Genomic DNA, 17,080 nt, shown 5'->3' on the forward strand with positions numbered 1-17,080 from the left:
GGGCCCAGCGCGTTTTAGCGAATGGCCGCCAGGCAGCTTTGGAAAATATCCAGGCCTGCTTCCAGGACTTGCGGTTCGATCGTCAGTGGTGGCAGCAGGCGGATGATGTGCCGGGATTTTCCGCTGGGCATTAGCAAAAGTCCCTGCTGCCTGGCGCTTTCCAGTAGCTGTGCCAATACCGCGGTGGCGGGCGCGCCTTCGGGTGTGAGTAGCTCAATGCCGCGCATGGCCCCGACACCCGTCAACTTACCGAGATAGGGCGACAGCTTGTCTTGCTGCCAGGCCTGATAGCGGCTGAGGATGGCCTGTGCCTGCGACTCGCCCCAGGCCGCCAGGTTGGCATCGGTCATCTGGTCCAGGGTGGCCAGCGCCGCTGCGCACGCAATCGGGTTGCCGGAGTAAGTGCCGCCCAATCCGCCTTTGGGCAAGGTGTCGAGCAGTGCTTTTTTACCCACCACCGCGCCCAGCGGCAGGCCACCGGCAATGCTTTTGCCCAGCAAGATCAAATCCGGTTCGATGCCCAGTCGGGTGAAGGCAAAACGTTGCCCGGTACGCCCGAATCCAGACTGGATTTCATCGGCGATGAGCAGGATGCCGTGGTCATCGCAAAACTTGCGCAGTGCTAGTGCAAAGGGCGGCTCGAGCGCCAGGAACCCACCTTCGCCCTGCACCGGTTCGAGAATGAAACAGGCCACTTCATTAACGTCGATCTCGACGCTGAACAGCCGGTCCAGGGCCTTGAGTGCTTCCTCAGTCGTGACCCCGTTGTCTTTACTGGGGTAGGGCAGGTGATAGACCGGGCCTGGCAAGGTGCCGACCCGCTGTTTGTAGGGCGCGACTTTGCCGTTCAGGTTCAGGGTGGCCAAGGTCCGTCCATGGAAGCCGCCATCAAAGGCTATGACCGCCGTACGACCGGTCGCCGCGCGGACGATTTTCAGCGCGTTTTCTGCCGCCTCCGCGCCGCTGTTGGTCAACATGCCGCTGACCGCATAAGACACCGGGATGAACCTGGCCAGGCGCTCCATGAACTGCTTGTACGGTTCGTGCGGCGCGGCGTTAAAGGCGTAGTGGGTCAGCCGGCTGGCTTGCGTGCACACCGCCTCGACAATCGGTGGGTTGCAATGGCCCAGGTTGAGCACGCCGATGCCACCGACGAAGTCGATGTAGCGCTTGCCGTCCGTGTCCCAGACATGGGCATTGAGACCGTGGCTCAAGGTTATGGGGTGGACAATGGCGATGGACTCGCTGATGGATGACGCGGTCATTGGGTGGCCCCTGGCTGCATGGATTTTCTCCAATGAAAGCGAGGATCGCCTGGCTACCACAAGCGAAAAGAAATGCCGCGGTCATTCCATAAACTCTTGAAGTATTTCGGCGCCGGATTTTTCAACCCGGCGCAACGCTGCGTCGACCTCGCATTCAGCAGCCACGGCGCTGTGCCATGGCGCGCGAGGCAGAGGTTTGCAGCGAGCGTTTCGCGCTCCACCCGGCATAGTGTCGGCCAACTCCGGCAATGTGTCAGGCAGGCTGACACCTTGCCTGGTGCATTCCAAAATTGCCTATGCAAGACTTTTCGTGAAGGCTGGGTGAACAACCCCTGAAAAATAAATAATAATTCTTCGAAGGTGCCAACCGATGCTAACCAGAAAGCTCAAAGGCTTGATTGTCGCTTCCACCGTGGCGGCCGCGGCGCTACTTTCCACCTCCTCTGTTCTGGCTGACGATCTGCAGAAGATCCAGGAGGCCAAGGAGATCCGGATCGCCATGAGCGGTCAGTACTCCCCCTTCAGCTTTGCCAATGAACAGAACCAGATTGTCGGCTTCGACGCCTCCATCAGCGAGGCCCTGGCCGAGCGCATGGGGGTCAAGGTGACAATCGTCACCACGCCATTCGACGGGATCATCGCCGGTCTCCTGGCGAAGAAATACGACGCCATCATCGCCTCCATGACCATTACCCCGGAACGCCAGAAGGCCGTGGATTTTGTCGGGCCCTATTACCATGCGGGCCGCACGATCGTGGTCAAGGAAGACTCACCCATCAAGAGCCTGGATGACCTCAAGGATGTGACCGTCGGCGTCACGCTCGGCGATGCCCACGACAAGTGGGCCCGGGCGCGTGGCAACCTCAAGGTCAGGACCTACAAAGGGCTGCCGGAAATGCTGGTCGACCTCGAGGCCGGGCGGATCAACGCGCTGGTGATGGACAGTGTTCCGGTGCTGGTGGCCGTCAAGGAAACCGGGCAGAAGGTGCGCATCATTACCCCGCCCGAGAGCGACGGTGGTATTGAAGGCATGGGCATTGCGCTGCGCAAGAACAACCCTGAGCTCAAGGCGACGATGCAGCAGGCCCTGCAGGACATGCTCGCCGACGGCACCTACGAAAAGATCTCGATGAAGTGGATTGGCAACGATATCCGTTGATTCATCGCAGGCCTGGCTCGACCTCGGGTCGGGCCAGTCAATCCGACTTTTCCGAGGGTTCCCATGGATCTGACACTCATACAGCGCACATTCCCGTTTTTCCTCGAAGCGGCGTGGATTACCGTGCAAATCTCGGTGTTGGCTCTGCTCCTGGGTTTGCTGGTGGCTTTCGTGCTGGTGGCTGCGCGGTTGTCCACGGTGTTCCTGTTCCGGTGCCTGGCAAGAATCTACGTCAGCGTTTTTCGCGGCACGCCGTGCCTGGTTCAATTGTTCATCATTTACTTCGGCGGGCCGCAGATCGGCCTTGAGCTGGAGCCGTTCGCCGCAGGGGTGATTGGCCTGGGCCTGAACATTGCGGCCTACATGGCCGAGTCCATTCGCGGCGCCATCAGCAACGTCGACCCGGGCCAGGAAGAAGCCGCTCGCTCCATTGGGTTCGGGCGCCGCCAGACGTTGTGGCTGGTCACGCTGCCCCAGGCTGCCAAGTTGATGATTCGCCCGCTGGGGGTCAACGCGGTCGCACTGATCAAAGGCTCGGCCCTGGTATCGACTATTTCGGTGGTTGAACTTTCCTATACCGCGCAACGTTTTATCAGCTCGACCTACAAACCCTTTGAAATTTTCATGGTGTCAGCGTTGCTGTACATCGTGATGGTCTACTCGGTTCGATTTGTCGTCGACTATCTCGATAATCGTTTCGCGGCAAGGTGAGAACATACCCATGCAAGGTCTGGATCTAAGCATAGTTACACCTTATTCCGAGTTGCTGGCGACGGGTCTGTGGTGGACGGTCGTGATGTTCGTCAGTTCCAGCATCTTGAGTTTGCTGGCGGGGATCGCCTTTGCGCTGATCGTGCTGTATGCGCCAAAACTGATGGCGCTGCCGGTGCGTTTTATTACCTGGCTACTGATGGGCACGCCACTGCTGCTGCAGTTGTACGTGATTTATTACGGCCTGGTGCAGGTCGGTATCGACATTCCCGCATTGGGGGCAGGCATCATTGGTTTAAGCCTGCACTTTGCGGTCTACAACTCCGACGTGATTCGCGCCGGCGTGGTGTCAGTGGACCCTGGGCAGATCGAAGGGGCCCGCTCCATTGGCCTGAGCCGTGGCCAGACCCAGCGTTACGTCATCGTCCCGCAAGCGCTGCGCAGCACCATTGCCCCCCTGGGCAACAACCTGATTGTCCTGCTGAAGGACACGTCGCTGGTTTCCATCATCGGTATTGCCGAGTTGGTGTATAGCGCCCAGCTTGCCGTGAGTGAAACCTACAGCCCGTTTGAGTTCTATCTGACTGTTGCGGTTATTTACTATGCAGCCAATCTGGTTCTGGAAGTCGGCCTGCACCTTCTCGAAAAAAAGGTAGAGATGTCACGATGAACAGTGAAAAATTCATGGTTGAGGTCAAGGGTGCACGTAAGGCTTACGGCGCACTCGAAGTACTCAAGGGCATCGATCTTTCGGTCTCGCGCGGACAAATCGTCGCCATCATCGGCCCCAGTGGTTCGGGTAAAAGCACGCTGTTGCGGTCAATCAATCAGTTGGAAGTGCTTAACGATGGCGAGATCTGGCTGGAGGGTGAACAAGTCAATCGACCCTTGAAAGGCCGCGCTTATGAGCAGCATATCAACGCGGTGCGCCAGCAGATGGGCATGGTGTTCCAGCACTTCAACCTGTTTCCGCACCTGACCGTGTTTGAAAACATTGCCCTTGGCCCGATCAAGCTCAAAGGCCTTTCGAAAAAAGCCTCGCGTGAACTGGCAATGGAATATTTGTCAAAAGTGGGCTTGGCCAACAAGTTCGATGAGTATCCTTCGCGGCTGTCGGGTGGTCAGAAGCAGCGCGTGGCGATTGCCAGGGCGCTGGCGATGCAGCCTAAGGTGATGCTCTTCGATGAGGCGACATCGGCTCTCGACCCCGAGCTTGTCGAGGAGGTCAACCAGGTCATGAAGCAGCTCGCTGCCGAGCACATGACCATGTTGATCGTCACCCACGAAATGCGGTTTGCCGGCGAAGTGGCGGATCGGATTGTGTTTATGGACGGAGGGGTGGTAGTGGAGGAGGGCGCGCCGCAGGACATCCTGCAAAACCCCGTTCATGAGCGGACTCGGTCATTCCTGAAAAAGCATCTGCACGATCGGTAGCGTGTACGGGTTCTCTCTGTAGGAGCGGGCGCCCGCTTGCGGCTTGCTCGCGATGGACGTAAGGACGCCGCGTTGAGTCAGGCGTGGCGGGTCATCGTTGACGTTCATCGCGAGCAAGCTCGCTCCTACAAAATACACCTGCGCTCGACCAGCGCATTCCATCAAAGGTGAAGCAAACCGCTTCACCATTAACGATGGGATTGACCTCATCGAATCCGCGAAACGAGCCCATGGCAGCGGCATCGATTCGCTGGGGCGCCAGCAGAATCAGCCAGCGTACGACTTGCATGAATTGCCCATGGCCGAACACCAGTACCGAGCCGGTCTTGCCCTGCAGTTGCTGCAGCGCTGTTTGCGCGCGCAGCACCAGGCCATGGAATGACTCTGTCCCGGGTCCGTTGCTGTGATCCGGCTCACCCGCGTGCCAATACGCCTGAACCCATGGACGTCTTTGCGCCGCCGTTGTATTCATGCAGTCCACGGGCGAGAGGTAGGTGAATTCCTCGACCGGCCACACCTGCACCGGGGTCGCCGGGAATTTTCGGAGGGTGGGGGCCGCGGTATCCTGGGCTCGGGTAAACGGCGACATAACGATCAAGTCCGGTGCGGCCTCAATAGACTCGGCAATGGCCTGGGCCTGGGCTCTGCCGCGCTCGGTGAGGGGAATCAGGGCCGGGTCCGATGATGCTCCGCCAGCATTGGCGGCGCTCTCGCCATGTCTTATCCACGTTACGGTCAGCACCAGGTCCCACCTCTCACTCAATAATCCATCCGCACACGATAAATCCCCCGGCAAGGCTTTGTAAGCTTTATGGTCTCGATACCTGGCGGCGCGAACACAATAGAAGGAGTCCAAATGTCTTACCGCACAGCAAGGGAAGCGTTCATGCACGGTGTGCGGGCACTCATGCCATTGAGTCCCGGGGTCGTGCCCTTTGGTTTGTTGACGGGGGTCATGGCGATCAGCCTGGGCCTGTCGCCCGGCACGACCATGGGCATGACGCTGCTGTTCTACTCGGGATCGGCGCAGATGGTCGCGCTGCAATTGCTGCATACCGGTGTCATGCCGGTGGCGATTGTGGTCACGGCCCTGGTGATCAACTTGCGCTTCATCATGTACAGCGCGTCACTGGCGCCCCATCTGCATCATTTGCCCCGACGCTGGACCTGGCCATTGTCGTACATGCTTTCCGACCAGTCTTACGCCCTCTGCAGCCTCAAGCTGGCCTCCGGTGAACTCGGGCGGTTTGCCCAGTATTACTATGCCGGCACCGCCGTCGCGATGTGGCTGGTATGGCAGCTGTCGGTATTGGCGGGCATTTACCTGGGCGCCAATATCCCTGAAAGCTGGTCGCTGAGTTTTGCCATACCGCTGTCGTTTCTCGCGCTGCTGGTTCCCGGTATACGCAGTGCACCGAGTCTGGGTGCCGCCACGGTGGGCGGATTGATCGCGGTGTTTGCGGTGGATATGCCTTACAACCTGGGGCTGGTCAGTGCATCCATTGGTGGTGTGGTGGCGGGTGTGTTGCTCGAGAGTATGCGCAAGCGGCCATCGAGCGAAGCGCCGGTCGCTGATGCCGAGGGGCAACCACGATGAGCGACCTGAGCTTGTGGGGGCTGTTCCTGGCGGTCGGGCTGGGCACGTTCGTGATGCGTCTTTCCTTTGTCGAACTGTATGGCCGTTTGCGCATCCCGGCGCTGCTCAGGCGAGCCTTGCTCTACGTGCCGGCGAGTGTGCTGGCGGCCCTGGTGCTGCCCGCCGTGGTGTACCCCGGTGGCCAGGGTGAATTTGTCCTGGCTAATGCGCAGATACCCGCGGCCATCCTGGCGGCCTGGGTCGCCTGGAAGACGCGCAACACGCTCCTGACATTGGCGGTCGGGATGGGGGCGTTGTGGTTGTTGAAGTATTTTGCCGGGTAGCGGCACCTGTGCCGGGGGCAGGCACTGGCTCACTCGGGCGTCATCAGCACCGCCAGCGTCAGGCTGATGAATTCCTCGTTGTGGTCGATGGTGTCCAGGGCGCTGCGCACGTGGTCGGCGACATCGGCCGAGCCGCTCAGTTCGACCCAGTTCGACAACTCCAGGATGGCCGCTTCGAGGGCGAGCTGGTTTTCGTTGAGCTTGAAGAGCAGGGAAGGCAGCAGGTCGGAATTGGGCATGGTGAATCCTCCGTGGTGGTTTCAGCGTAGCAGCCACATCAGCGGGAGGAGGCCGGACGCGTGTGCGTCGGCAGGGGCGCAGCGCAATTTTTTTGCGCTGCGCCGATTGCAGGCGTTGGCTTGCCGACGCAGGGGCCTGCGACTACAGGAACTTGATGGGGTAGTTGAAGATCAGGCGGTTTTCATCAATGTCGTAGTTGCTGAAGTCCCGGCGCAGGGTGGAGTTGCGCCAGCGCACGGAGAGGTCCTTGAGCGGGCCGCTCTGGATGACATAGGCCAGCTCGGACTCTCTGCCCCATTCCTTGCCTTGGCGGGTGTTGGCGGTCTGGACATGGTCGCCGGACAGGTAGCGATTCATCATCGTCAGCCCTGGTACCCCCAGCGCCGCGAAATCGAAGTCGTGACGCAGTTGCCAGGAGCGCTCCCGGGCATTGTCATAGCTCGAGTTGTAGGTGTCGTTGGCCAAGGGGTAGCCGGCGGTGCCGTTGACCCGCATCCAGCCGGTCTCGCCATAGACTCGCTGCAGGCCCAGGTAGAAGGTGTTGGCGCCGGTCTTGGCGGACAGCAGCAGTGACACAGTCTTGTTGTCCATCTCGCCGGCCTTGGCCGCGCCATCCTCGTCGCCCAGGAACAGCCCCAGGTTGCCCCCCAGTTTCCAACTTCCCAGCACCTGGCTATGCAGCACATTCAGGTATTGCTGCTGGTAGATATCCTCCAGTTGGGCATGCCACAGGCCCACCTGGGTGGCCTTGTCATTGAACTGGTATTCACCCCCGGCGAAGTTGAAGCGATCCGAGGTCGCGCTGGGCCGCCCGGCCATGAACATGCGCTCCATGCTGGCGTCGTTGCGCGGGCTGTTGCCGCGAAACTGCCCGGTGTAGAGGGTCAGGTCGGTAATTTCCCTTGAAGTCAGCTGTGCGCCGCGAAAGGTCTGGGGCAAGGAACGGCCATCATCGGAGCGCAGGATCGGCAGCAGGGGCATCCATTCTCCGACCTTCAGTTCGGTGGCGGAGAACCTGGCTTTGAGCGCCACGCCGAGGCGGCCGAAGTCGTCTGCGGGCCTGCCGCTGTCATGGGTCGGCAGCAATTGGGTGCCGGCAGTCCCGCGCCCGCCATCGAGCTTGAGCGAGTACAGGCCCAACACATCGACCCCAAGGCCGACTGCGCCGGCGGTATAGCCTGAACGCATGTCGAGGATGAAACTTTGCGTCCACTCTTCGGCTTTGCCTTGCGGATAGGTCGGGTCGACAAAGTTGCGGTTGTGGTAGAAGTTGCGCAGGTTGAGGGTGGCGCTGGCGTCGTCGACAAAACCTTCGGCCGATGCCCCGGCCGCAGCGGTCGAGCACACAATCCCCAACGCTGCAGGTCGCAAGAGGGTGGCCAGGCGGGGTGCGCTTGAGCGTGCAAGGATCTTCATTATTGTTATTTCCTTTTTTTAAAGCGCAGGACTCCCCCGCAGGGCGAGGCCTGCGAAAAAACTGCGCTGTTTGAGTAGTGGTGGCTTACGACGGGACGAGGTGCCGCCAAGCCCTAGCTGTGCAACAGGGCAACCAGGGCCGGGACCGTGAGCACGGCGGTGTAGTAGCCCATGAACTGCACCCCGATGTTGAAGCCCAGGAAGCGTGAGAGAAAACCGCCCAGCAGGCCGATGGTGACGATCACCGCCAAGCCCAGGAGGCCGCCCTCCCAGATGCCGATCACCAGGATCAGGCCGACGAAGGTCGAGATCACTGCCTCGTGGCTGATCTTGCGCGACACATAGGACGCTGCCCTGTGGGCGTAATTCATGGTGAACGGGTAAGCGATCAGGATCGCCACCACCACCGCCAACATGCCGTAGCCGAGGAACTCCCAGGTGTTGAGCAGGGTGTGCAGGTTGTTGACCTGGCCCGTTGCGGTGTCGACGCTAAAACGCGGAGGCGCATTGAACAATGGCGCAGCCGGGCCCGCAGCGACAGGACTCAGGGGCAGGCCAAAGGCGATCAGCGGGATCAGTGCCTCGGCAAGGTAGGTGGATTCGGTCACCCCATTGCGCGCGGTAATGACCGTGGTCAGGCGATGGTAGACGTGCTTGATCCGCGAGCCGACGACCTCGCCCATGATCACGGTCATGGCGACCGGGCTGAACACAAAGGTGGCGCTGGAGACGACCGCGGTAATCGCCGTCCACATGCTCTGCTTGCTGTCCAGCACCTTGAGAGGATTGGGGAAAAACCCGCCCCAGCTTTTGACGTCGGGCGACAGCGAGAACGTGCGCACTTCCTCACGGCGCATGGTTGCCCGCTCGGCCGGTGCAAGCATGGAGAACAGCGCGGCGATCAGCGGTCCGATGGCTATGCCCAGGAAGTAACTGACGCTGAGCTTGACCCCGTACTGCCCGGTAATGCTTTGCAGGCCGACAATCACCATGACGAAGGGGATCAGCGTCAGCACGGCCGCCAGGCGACCTTTGGAGAACCAGGCGATGGCGATTGCCGCCAGCAGGAATACCCAGGGGGCGGCATGCTTGATCATGTCACCGAAGGGCGCGAGCATCAGGGCGAACAGCACGGCCATCGGCACCGCGATCAACGCCGCAATCACTGCCCCGGAAATCATCTTGCGCAGGGCGATGTGCGGAACGCCCAGGTTGCGCAGGAAGTTGGCTTCGCGCATCAGTGGCGTGGCCATGGTGTCGCCCGGAATCCCCAGCAGCGCCGTGGGCACGGCATGGGTCATGTGCTTGGCCACCGCTCCCGCGAGGAAGAAGGTCAGCACCCCGGCGGCGGGTACGCCCAGCAGCACCACCAGCAAGGTCAAGGGGGCGAGGGTAGTGGTTTCATCGCTGCCGGAGATGAGTCCGATCCCGGCAAAAATCACTGCGCCGAGGATGCCCATGCCCAAGGCGATGAGAATCTGATCCAACAGGGGAGCGATCATGACCGACTCCCATGGCTGCGTACTGCGCTGATGGATGCGCCGGGGGCTGCCGGGACATCTGGCGCGGCAAGGCCTTTCTCGTAATCGGCAAACAGCTCGTAGAGGTCCATTTCCCGCAGTTCCGCGATCGTCGCCGGCGGCAGGTCGGACAGGCGGCCGAGGGGGCCGTACTCGTTCTGCAATTCAATGAGGATTTTTGCTCGCCATGCCGGATCCGCCACGTGCTCGATCACATGCCGCTTGGGCTTGAACAGCCGCGCGCTGATGGCGCCACCGGCCAGGCAGCCAAGGATCCCCACCAGCATCGCGTAGGCGCGGGCCATCTGTGCCGACTCGACCCAGCCCACCAGCAGGTGTTGCGCGATGAAGAAGGTGCCGAGGCTGACGGTGGCGCCAATGCCAATGGCGTAGACCAGGTGACGGGCGTCGACCGTGTCGCCCCAGACTTCGTAGAGCTCTTGTTTCATGGAGGTTCTCCCACTGCCCTTGCGGGCTTTTATTGTTATGAACGTGAAGAGATGCGGCTTACTGGATGTGCAACCTGCCACGCTTCGCCAGCAGCGCGCGGGACACACGGGATGCGGTCTCCCGGCCGAGCTCGGCATTGATGAATTCACCGACTTCGATCAGCGCATCCAGATCGACGCCATGGCTCATGCCCAGGCCGTCCAGCAGGTAAATCACCTCCTCGGTCGCCACATTGCCGGTGGCCCCTGGCGAATACGGACAGCCGCCCAGGCCGGCAACCGAGCTGTCGAATGTCCGGACTCCGCTTGCCAGTGCTGCATGGATATTGGCGATCGCCATGCCATAGGTGTCATGAAAGTGCCCGGCCAGCGCGCTGACCGGCACCACCTGGCTACAGGCTTCGATCAAGCGAGTTGTCACCGCGGGCGTGCCGGTACCGATAGTGTCGCCCAGGCTGATCTCATAACAGCCCATGCCAAACAGTGCCGCGCTGACGGCCGCGACAGCCTCGGGTTTGACCTGGCCAGTGAAAGGGCAGCCCATGACACACGACACGTAGCCGCGGACCCGGATGCCGGCATCCCGGGCACGCACGATCACTTCCTGATAACGGCGCAGGCTTTGCTCGATAGAACAGTTGATGTTCTGCTGCGAGAACGCCTCTGAAGCCGCAGCGAACACCGCGACTTCGCGACAGCCAGCGGCGATGGCGGCTTCCAGCCCCTGGACGTTGGGCACCAGCGCGGTCCAGCTGACACCGGCGCGCGAAGGCAGGGCCTTGAGCACCTGGTCGGTGCCCGCCATCTGCGGTACCCAGCGCGTTGATACAAACGCGCCGGCTTCCAGGGTCCGCAAACCAGCGTCGGCCAGGTGCTCCAGCAACTGCACCCGGACCGACGCCGGCAACGTGCGTCGCTCATTCTGCAGGCCGTCCCTGGCACCGACTTCCACCAGGCGTACATGATCCAAGGGCATGCTCAGCACTGCCCACGCTTTTGTTCGAGCAGGCGCGCCGCGTTGTCGGCACGCACATCGCGGGACTCGACCATTTGCTTGACCAGCCAGCCGACTTCCTCGCCCTTGGCGCCTGCCGAGAGTGCAATGTTGCGGGCATGCAGGGCCATGTGGCCGCGTTGAATGCCCTCGGTGGACAACGCCCGCAGCGCTCCCAGATTTTGCGCCAGGCCAACGGCGACGGCGATCTCCGCCAGCTCCTGGGCGGTCTTCACACCGAGGATGCGCAGCGACAGTTGTGCCAGCGGGTGAGTCTTGGTGGCGCCGCCGACCAGTCCGACCGGCATCGGCATTTCCAGGGTCCCGACCAGATGGCCCTGGCGGTCTTTTTCCCAGGTGGTCAGGGAGCCGTAATGGCCGTTACGGCAGGCATAGGCGTGAGCCCCGGCTTCCACGGCGCGCCAGTCGTTGCCGGTGGCGACGATCAGCGGGTCGATGCCATTCATGATGCCTTTATTGTGGGTGGCGGCGCGGTAGGGATCGATCACGGCGAAGTTGTAAGCGTCGAGAATGCCTTCGATGACTTCCTCGCCCTGATAGGCGGCGGTTGTCAGCAGCTCGGGGGCAATGCGCACCTGGGCCCGGGCCAGGCGCAGGTCCGCCAGGTTGGAGAGAATCCGCAGGCGCACCTTGCCGCCGGTGATTTCTTCCAGCAATGGCGCCACCGCCTCGGCCATGGTGTTGACGGTGTTGGCCCCCATGGCATCGCGCACGTCGACAATCAGGTGTGCCACCAGCATCGGCCCGCGTGGGCTCTGGGCGAAGGTGTGCACTTCAATGTCGCGGCAGCCGCCACCGAGTTGGTTGAGCAGTTGGTCCTTGCGGTTGGCCAGCTCCATGATTTGCTCTTTGTGGCGCAACAGGCTCAGGCGGGCGTTGAACGGATCGGCGATGTCGACGATCTGCACCTGGGCGCGCATCAGCGGCAGCGAACTGGAGGTCTGGAATCCACCCGCCTCGCGGGCCAGCTTGGCCATGAACGATGCGGCGGCGACTACCGAAGGCTCTTCCACCACCAGCGGCACTATCACGTCGCGGCCATTGATCTGGAAATTGCTCGCCACGGCGTAGGGCAGTTCGAACTTGCCGATCACGTTTTCGATCATGCCGTCGGCGATGTCCAGGGGCAGGGCGCCGGCATCGCGCAGCAGGGTCACATCATCCTCGCCAAGCCCGAGCAGCTCTTGCAAATGCTCCAGGCGAGCGGCCGGCGACATGCTGCGGAACATGGGAAGACGGGAGTCGATACTCATGGGAGGAGGCCTCTTGCAGTTATTGTTTTTAAGTTGCCGTCACCCTAAGCGCATGTGTTCCGGTAAAAAAGGTACAGTTTGGACAGACAGTACCTAAGCTGTACCCTCGGTGATCATTGATGGCGGATGAGCGACTATGGCGCGACTGACACTGGCTGAACAACTGAGCGCATCGCTGGTCGAGCAGATCAGCAATGGCACCTACCGCGAGGGGGATCGCTTGCCTTCGCTGCGCGAGTGCATGCGCTTGTTCGGTCATTCGAAAAACACGGTGATCAACGCCTATGAAGCGCTGGCCTCGCAAGGCTTGGTCGAGGCCCGGCACGGTCAGGGGTTTTTCGTCAAACAGGGCGCAACCAGCAGCAGCGAGCCGGAAGAACCCCTGCCGTTCACGCGGGCGATGGACACCATCTGGCTGATGCGCCAGCAGTTCGTGCGGGAACCGGGACACTCACCGCTGGGTGAGGGGTTTCCACCGGTGGAGTGGTTGATGGACATGCGCCTGGACAAGTTCACCCGGCAAATCATGCGCACCGGAGTCACCACGCTGTTTCGCTATGGCAACCGCCTGGGAAATGCCAGTCTGCGCCAGCACCTGGTGCAGAAACTGGCGAGCTATTCGATCGGCGCCAGTGCGCGGCAGATTGTCACCACCCACGGCGCCAATCACGCACTGGACCTGATCATCCGCCGCTTCATTGCCCCGGGCGATGGCGTGCTGGTCGAGGATCCAGGCTACTACCCGCTGTTCGGCAAGCTGCAGTTGCAAGGCGCGCGGATGTTATCGGTGCCCAGGTTGGTGGATGGGCCGGACATGGACGTGCTGGAGCAACACCTGCTCCTGCACAAGCCCAAGTTGTTTTTCATCCAGTCGCTTGGGCACAACCCCACTGGCTCCGATATTTCCCCTGGCAAGGCTCATCGGCTGGTGCAGCTGGCGCAACAACACCAGTTTATTCTGGTGGACGACGACGCCCTGGCCGACTTCAAACCGGCGTCGGCGATCCGGGTGTCTGCGCTGGATCAGTTGCAACGCTCGTTGTACGTGGGCAGCTTTTCCAAGTCGGTATCGGCGGCATTGAGGGTTGGCTTTATCGCCGGCAGCAAAGAGATGATCGACGAACTGGGCGACCTGAAAATGCTCCTGCACACCAGCACTTCGGAGCTGTGTGAGCGCACCGTCGACGTGATCCTGACGGAAGGGCATTTCCTGCGGCATCTGATTCGACTCCAGGAGCGCTTGAAAAACGCCACCGCCGCGGGCTTGCAGATGCTGGAGGAGATCGGCGCCGAGGTCTTCGTCTGCCCAGAGCAGAGCCTGTATCTGTGGGTCAGGTTTCCCCACATCGAGGACGCCCGGGAGTTGACTCGGCAACTGCTGCCCAAGGGCTTCATGATCGCCCCGGGGCACATTTTTTCCGCAGAGCAGTCGCGCATCAATCCATGGACCCGATTGAACGTTGCGTATCTGAATGATCCGTTGCTCAAGGCGGTGTTGCGAGGCTGAGTGCGGGCGGGCAGGTTTTTTTGTCGAGGGTGATAGCGTATTGATATTGCTGTCGGCATACTCTCGAGCGGCACATCAGCGTGCCACCACGCCGTCGGGACAGGGATGTTTGCACTTGATAAAACAAAAAATCTTCGCGGCATTGATCTTGATGGCTGCCACGGCCTATACGGTTTTCAATCTGTTCAGCATGCTGACTTTCGGCTAGTCGCGACCGGTACAGGCAATTTAGGGGAGCCTATGAAAGATGACCTGAGGAACCAGGCGCTGACCAATTGGCGCAGGTTGTTCCTGATGCCGCCAAGCCTGATCAACGCCGAGGATCGTTACGACAAACTGCTGCTCGCCGCCGACCACATGGAGCGCACCCAACTGATCAGCAGTGATGAGTGGCGCGCGCTTGTCCAGCAGGCGGGTACTTCCTTTGCCAGCACCGCGCAATGCATGGGGGGTTTGGATCAGGACTGAAAAGCACCTGATTGCTGACGCCTGTGCGTCAGTAGCTGGCGGCCTGGCCGAGTGTGTTGTCCTGTGCGCCGGCCATGAGGTGCAGCGGTATCGGCGGTTGCTCATCGGTGCAGGTAATTTCCAGGTTGCCCACCACTTGGGGCGCGCGCTCACTCAGTCGGGTCGACTCTTGTTCCAGTTCCTTGGCCATTTTCGCGTGGTTCGCTGCGATTTCAGAAAGAGTTGACACGATACATCTCCGATGACTGACCAAGCGTTTCGCTGGTGTCCTTGAACGTTAGATTGAATTAGCCCTGCGCGTCAGAATTTCGACGTTGTGCGGCGCTAGTGCGGGCCTGTGCAATCCCTAAGCCAGACAGTATAGGGCTAACCCCATGACTTATCGCTACGCGACGAATGGTGGGGGAGTTGCGTTAAACAATTGTGACTGAATTGCATGCGACCCTATTAACTGTTCGCGCACAGAGGGGCAGTCTGGCCCAGCGCATGACGGCTGGGCCAGCACTGCCGGCGGTCAGGCGGTCAGGCGGCGATTTTGCCGGCGCTTAGGTCTTTTTTGTACTGGGCCTTCATGGCTTCCATCTGTTTACCCAGTTCTTCGAGTGTGGCCTTGCCCAAGAGCTTTTTCGCCTGGGGAAACATCTCGGTTTCTTCCTCCTCGATGTGATGCTCCAGCAGCTCCTTGACCACCTTGGCCCGACCGGCGAATTCCGGGGTGGTGGGGTCGGTCAGCTTGAGGTCGGGCAATACCAGGGAATCGACTGTGCGGTGTTCTTCCTTGGCTTCGTAGTACATTTCGTCCTGCTCCTTGCCCCCGGCTTTCTTGAACGCCGGGTACAGGATCTCCTCTTCCAGGCGGGTGTGGATGGCGATCTCCATCTCCAGCTTGGCCACCAGTTCGGTGCGTTTTTTCACGGCGCGATCGGTCGACTCACTGAGTTGGGTGAGAATGGCTTTGACGCGTTCGTGGTCAGCTTGCAACAGGTCAATGGCGTTCATGCAGGTCACCTCTTTGGTCACGGGGGCATTGCGGTAGGTCTGTGCCTAACGCGCAAACTCCCAATAGAGGTTGCAGGGCCTGTGCCAGCGGGATGAATTAATTAGTCATGTAAAATCAAAGGTTTATGTGTCGGCTGGGCGCGCGATGCCATGCAGCTTGCACGAAATAGTGGGTTGCGCCATGCAAATAGCCCACCTGTCGTCTGGGACTGGATGTTCGTCACGCCCTACGTCAGTCAGTGTGACACTGGCGAATGAGCGGACACGGCCTGGGGTTGGCTGCGGATGATCAGCAACCCGGCGGTTGCGATCACCAGTGGCACGATCAGCGCACTGTAGTAGCCCGATGGACCGCCATGTTCGAGGAACCAGCCGCCACTCGCCGAGCCAATGATGGCGCCGACCCGACCCAGGGCAATCGCCCAGCCGGTGGCGGTGGCCCGCAAGGCGGTGGGGTAGGCCTGGGCGACCATGTAGTTGAGCACGATCTGCTGCCCGCCGATGCCCAGGCCTGCGGCGCCGGCGAGGATGAACACCAGCGACCAGTTGGTGCCGCTGTTGGCCAGGCCCCAACTGATGGCTATGCCGAACAGGAACAGCGCCAGCAGCAACAGGCGAGCGTTGATTTTCGGCAGGATGATCGCCAGCGGAATCGCACAGACCACGAACACCGTGTTCACCGCCACAGTGCCCATGGGCGCCTGTTCGGCGGGGAGTCCGGTGGCCTTGAGCACGGTTGGCAACCAGGACAGGAACATGAACCAGGCGACCCAGTTGAACAGGTAGATGGTCCAGATGCCGCAGGTGGTGCGCGCCAGGCCGCCGCTGAACAATGAGTTGACGCTGGTCTTGACCTCGACTTCGGGCACGCTGAAGGTGCTGTCTGCCGGCGTTTGACGTCCGCTGATGGTGGCGACAATACGTTCGATCCGCGTGCGCTGGCTGCCAAGGCGATGGCGGGTGAGAAAGTGCAGCGACTCCGGCAGCCAGATCATCAGTACTGCCAGCAGCACCAGCGGGGTGATCCCACCGACCAGGAAAATCCCCTGCCAGCCAATCACCGGGAGCATTTTGGCCGCCAGCAATCCACCGAGAATCGCGCCGGCAGGCAGGCCGAGCAGGACGGTGGTCATGATGGTGCCGCGGTTTTTCGCCGGTCCGTATTCCGCCGCCAGCGACAGCACCACTGGGGTTGCACCGCCCATGCCGAGACCGGCGATAAAGCGCAGGACCAGGATCTGCTCGGTGGTTTGCGCAAATGCGGTTGCCAGGGTGGCGCAGCCAAAGAGCGCCACGGCGCCGATGATGGTCGGGCGTCGGCCCAGCTTGTCGCCGAGCAGCCCCAGCGACATGGCGCCCAGCACCATGCCGACGATGCCCGCGGTGAGAATCGGCGCCAGGGCCCCGGGACCTAGCCCAAAGGCCTGGATAATCGACGGCCCGGTGAAGGCAATGGCCTGGGTATCAAATCCATCGAGGATCGCCACCAGGAAGCACAGGGTGAAAATCCGCCACTGAAAGGCGCTGAGGCGCGAGTCATCGATCAGTTCGGGTATTGAGTAGTGACTGCTCATGGGGGGCTCCGAGTGCTTTCTAGTTGTAGTTTTTTCAGGCGCACCTGCTGAGCGTCACGCTAAAGCCCGAGGGGGCGGGCGTCTAATATCAAATGGGTGCAGTACCATACCCTGTGGGTATGATGCTGTTAGGGTTGAATAAGGCCTGGT

Annotated in this window: 19 protein-coding genes; 8 read left to right on the forward strand and 11 right to left on the reverse strand. The window is 60.9% G+C overall.

The annotated features are described in order from the left end of the window. Positions 1–14: 14 nt before the first annotated feature. The gene (locus QMK50_RS25720; protein WP_320334352.1) at positions 15–1,265 is read right to left on the reverse strand and encodes an aspartate aminotransferase family protein; all 1,251 of its coding nucleotides are present in this window, start codon (positions 1,263–1,265) and stop codon (positions 15–17) included. Between the two features lie 370 nt (positions 1,266–1,635). On the opposite strand from QMK50_RS25720, the gene QMK50_RS25725 reads away from it, so the two are divergent. The 4 genes from QMK50_RS25725 to QMK50_RS25740 all read left to right on the forward strand — a co-directional run bounded on the left by QMK50_RS25725 (position 1,636) and on the right by QMK50_RS25740 (position 4,569). Next, a complete protein-coding gene (locus QMK50_RS25725) occupies positions 1,636–2,424 on the forward strand; it encodes an ABC transporter substrate-binding protein (protein WP_095168529.1) in 789 nt (262 codons plus the stop codon). Between the two features lie 63 nt (positions 2,425–2,487). Continuing rightward, positions 2,488–3,135: an amino acid ABC transporter permease gene (locus QMK50_RS25730; protein WP_159995468.1), complete on the forward strand. Its 648-nt coding sequence runs from the start codon at positions 2,488–2,490 to the stop codon at positions 3,133–3,135. 10 nt (positions 3,136–3,145) lie between these two features. Further along, positions 3,146–3,805 (forward strand): amino acid ABC transporter permease, encoded by a 660-nt coding sequence (locus tag QMK50_RS25735; protein WP_320334353.1) that lies wholly within the window; start codon positions 3,146–3,148, stop codon positions 3,803–3,805. Next, a complete protein-coding gene (locus QMK50_RS25740) occupies positions 3,802–4,569 on the forward strand; it encodes an amino acid ABC transporter ATP-binding protein (protein WP_095168525.1) in 768 nt (255 codons plus the stop codon). Before QMK50_RS25735 ends, QMK50_RS25740 begins: the two co-directional genes overlap by 4 nt. Positions 4,570–4,660: 91 nt before the next feature. On the opposite strand, the gene QMK50_RS25745 is transcribed toward QMK50_RS25740, so the two are convergent. Beyond that, positions 4,661–5,311, reverse strand: coding sequence for a histidine phosphatase family protein (locus QMK50_RS25745; protein ID WP_320334354.1), 651 nt, complete (start codon positions 5,309–5,311; stop codon positions 4,661–4,663). A gap of 114 nt (positions 5,312–5,425) precedes the next feature. Between QMK50_RS25745 and QMK50_RS25750 the strand changes: the two genes are divergently transcribed. Further along, positions 5,426–6,166, forward strand: coding sequence for an AzlC family ABC transporter permease (locus QMK50_RS25750; RefSeq protein ID WP_320334355.1), 741 nt, complete (start codon positions 5,426–5,428; stop codon positions 6,164–6,166). Beyond that, entirely contained in the window at positions 6,163–6,489 is a 327-nt protein-coding gene (locus QMK50_RS25755) for an AzlD domain-containing protein (RefSeq protein WP_095168521.1), read from the forward strand. Before QMK50_RS25750 ends, QMK50_RS25755 begins: the two co-directional genes overlap by 4 nt. Positions 6,490–6,518: 29 nt before the next feature. Here QMK50_RS25755 and QMK50_RS25760 read toward each other — a convergent pair whose 3' ends face one another. The 6 genes from QMK50_RS25760 to QMK50_RS25785 all read right to left on the reverse strand — a co-directional run bounded on the left by QMK50_RS25760 (position 6,519) and on the right by QMK50_RS25785 (position 12,382). Further along, positions 6,519–6,728, reverse strand: a complete 210-nt coding sequence (locus QMK50_RS25760) for a hypothetical protein (RefSeq protein ID WP_159995472.1) — start codon at positions 6,726–6,728, stop codon at positions 6,519–6,521. Positions 6,729–6,870: 142 nt separating this feature from the next. Continuing rightward, on the reverse strand, positions 6,871–8,145 hold the full coding sequence (locus QMK50_RS25765) for an OprD family porin (protein ID WP_320334356.1): 1,275 nt from the start codon (positions 8,143–8,145) through the stop codon (positions 6,871–6,873). Between the two features lie 113 nt (positions 8,146–8,258). Continuing rightward, the gene (locus QMK50_RS25770) at positions 8,259–9,647 is read right to left on the reverse strand and encodes a tripartite tricarboxylate transporter permease (protein ID WP_159995476.1); all 1,389 of its coding nucleotides are present in this window, start codon (positions 9,645–9,647) and stop codon (positions 8,259–8,261) included. Next, complete coding sequence (locus QMK50_RS25775) at positions 9,644–10,114, reverse strand: hypothetical protein (RefSeq protein ID WP_320334357.1); 471 nt, start codon at positions 10,112–10,114, stop codon at positions 9,644–9,646. The genes QMK50_RS25770 and QMK50_RS25775 overlap by 4 nt, the downstream gene beginning before the upstream one ends. Positions 10,115–10,172: 58 nt before the next feature. After that, positions 10,173–11,090 (reverse strand): hydroxymethylglutaryl-CoA lyase, encoded by a 918-nt coding sequence (locus QMK50_RS25780; protein WP_320334358.1) that lies wholly within the window; start codon positions 11,088–11,090, stop codon positions 10,173–10,175. Positions 11,091–11,092: 2 nt separating this feature from the next. Next, positions 11,093–12,382 carry a hydroxymethylglutaryl-CoA reductase, degradative gene (locus tag QMK50_RS25785; protein ID WP_320334359.1) on the reverse strand — a complete coding sequence of 430 codons (1,290 nt, stop codon included), beginning with the start codon at positions 12,380–12,382 and terminating at the stop codon, positions 11,093–11,095. A 136-nt stretch (positions 12,383–12,518) separates the two neighbouring features. On the opposite strand from QMK50_RS25785, the gene QMK50_RS25790 reads away from it, so the two are divergent. Together QMK50_RS25790 and QMK50_RS25795 are read left to right on the forward strand one after the other, a co-directional pair. Continuing rightward, a complete protein-coding gene (locus QMK50_RS25790; protein ID WP_320334360.1) occupies positions 12,519–13,889 on the forward strand; it encodes a PLP-dependent aminotransferase family protein in 1,371 nt (456 codons plus the stop codon). 105 nt (positions 13,890–13,994) lie between these two features. Then, positions 13,995–14,357 (forward strand): hypothetical protein, encoded by a 363-nt coding sequence (locus tag QMK50_RS25795; protein ID WP_320334361.1) that lies wholly within the window; start codon positions 13,995–13,997, stop codon positions 14,355–14,357. A gap of 28 nt (positions 14,358–14,385) precedes the next feature. Here the strand turns inward: QMK50_RS25795 and QMK50_RS25800 are convergent, their stop codons facing one another. The 3 genes from QMK50_RS25800 to QMK50_RS25810 form a co-directional block, all read right to left on the reverse strand. After that, positions 14,386–14,586 carry a hypothetical protein gene (locus tag QMK50_RS25800; protein ID WP_159995486.1) on the reverse strand — a complete coding sequence of 67 codons (201 nt, stop codon included), beginning with the start codon at positions 14,584–14,586 and terminating at the stop codon, positions 14,386–14,388. A gap of 293 nt (positions 14,587–14,879) precedes the next feature. Then, a complete protein-coding gene (locus QMK50_RS25805; RefSeq protein WP_320334362.1) occupies positions 14,880–15,356 on the reverse strand; it encodes a hemerythrin domain-containing protein in 477 nt (158 codons plus the stop codon). A gap of 236 nt (positions 15,357–15,592) precedes the next feature. Continuing rightward, complete coding sequence (locus QMK50_RS25810) at positions 15,593–16,930, reverse strand: MFS transporter (RefSeq protein ID WP_320334363.1); 1,338 nt, start codon at positions 16,928–16,930, stop codon at positions 15,593–15,595. Between the last annotated feature and the right edge of the window lie 150 nt (positions 16,931–17,080).

The sequence above is a fragment of the Pseudomonas sp. P5_152 genome (assembly GCF_033989915.1).
In the GTDB taxonomy this organism is placed as follows: domain Bacteria; phylum Pseudomonadota; class Gammaproteobacteria; order Pseudomonadales; family Pseudomonadaceae; genus Aquipseudomonas.

Coding starts and splice junctions, on each gene's coding strand:
- QMK50_RS25780 (WP_320334358.1), bottom strand. CDS start 11,090: ATGCCCTTGGATCATGTACGCCTGGTGGAAGTCGGTGCCAGGGACGGC.
- QMK50_RS25805 (WP_320334362.1), bottom strand. CDS start 15,356: ATGAACGCCATTGACCTGTTGCAAGCTGACCACGAACGCGTCAAAGCC.
- QMK50_RS25735 (WP_320334353.1), top strand. CDS start 3,146: ATGCAAGGTCTGGATCTAAGCATAGTTACACCTTATTCCGAGTTGCTG.
- QMK50_RS25755 (WP_095168521.1), top strand. CDS start 6,163: ATGAGCGACCTGAGCTTGTGGGGGCTGTTCCTGGCGGTCGGGCTGGGC.
- QMK50_RS25795 (WP_320334361.1), top strand. CDS start 13,995: ATGTTTGCACTTGATAAAACAAAAAATCTTCGCGGCATTGATCTTGAT.
- QMK50_RS25740 (WP_095168525.1), top strand. CDS start 3,802: ATGAACAGTGAAAAATTCATGGTTGAGGTCAAGGGTGCACGTAAGGCT.
- QMK50_RS25725 (WP_095168529.1), top strand. CDS start 1,636: ATGCTAACCAGAAAGCTCAAAGGCTTGATTGTCGCTTCCACCGTGGCG.
- QMK50_RS25775 (WP_320334357.1), bottom strand. CDS start 10,114: ATGAAACAAGAGCTCTACGAAGTCTGGGGCGACACGGTCGACGCCCGT.
- QMK50_RS25785 (WP_320334359.1), bottom strand. CDS start 12,382: ATGAGTATCGACTCCCGTCTTCCCATGTTCCGCAGCATGTCGCCGGCC.
- QMK50_RS25750 (WP_320334355.1), top strand. CDS start 5,426: ATGTCTTACCGCACAGCAAGGGAAGCGTTCATGCACGGTGTGCGGGCA.
- QMK50_RS25765 (WP_320334356.1), bottom strand. CDS start 8,145: ATGAAGATCCTTGCACGCTCAAGCGCACCCCGCCTGGCCACCCTCTTG.
- QMK50_RS25720 (WP_320334352.1), bottom strand. CDS start 1,265: ATGACCGCGTCATCCATCAGCGAGTCCATCGCCATTGTCCACCCCATA.
- QMK50_RS25790 (WP_320334360.1), top strand. CDS start 12,519: ATGGCGCGACTGACACTGGCTGAACAACTGAGCGCATCGCTGGTCGAG.
- QMK50_RS25770 (WP_159995476.1), bottom strand. CDS start 9,647: ATGATCGCTCCCCTGTTGGATCAGATTCTCATCGCCTTGGGCATGGGC.
- QMK50_RS25810 (WP_320334363.1), bottom strand. CDS start 16,930: ATGAGCAGTCACTACTCAATACCCGAACTGATCGATGACTCGCGCCTC.
- QMK50_RS25760 (WP_159995472.1), bottom strand. CDS start 6,728: ATGCCCAATTCCGACCTGCTGCCTTCCCTGCTCTTCAAGCTCAACGAA.
- QMK50_RS25730 (WP_159995468.1), top strand. CDS start 2,488: ATGGATCTGACACTCATACAGCGCACATTCCCGTTTTTCCTCGAAGCG.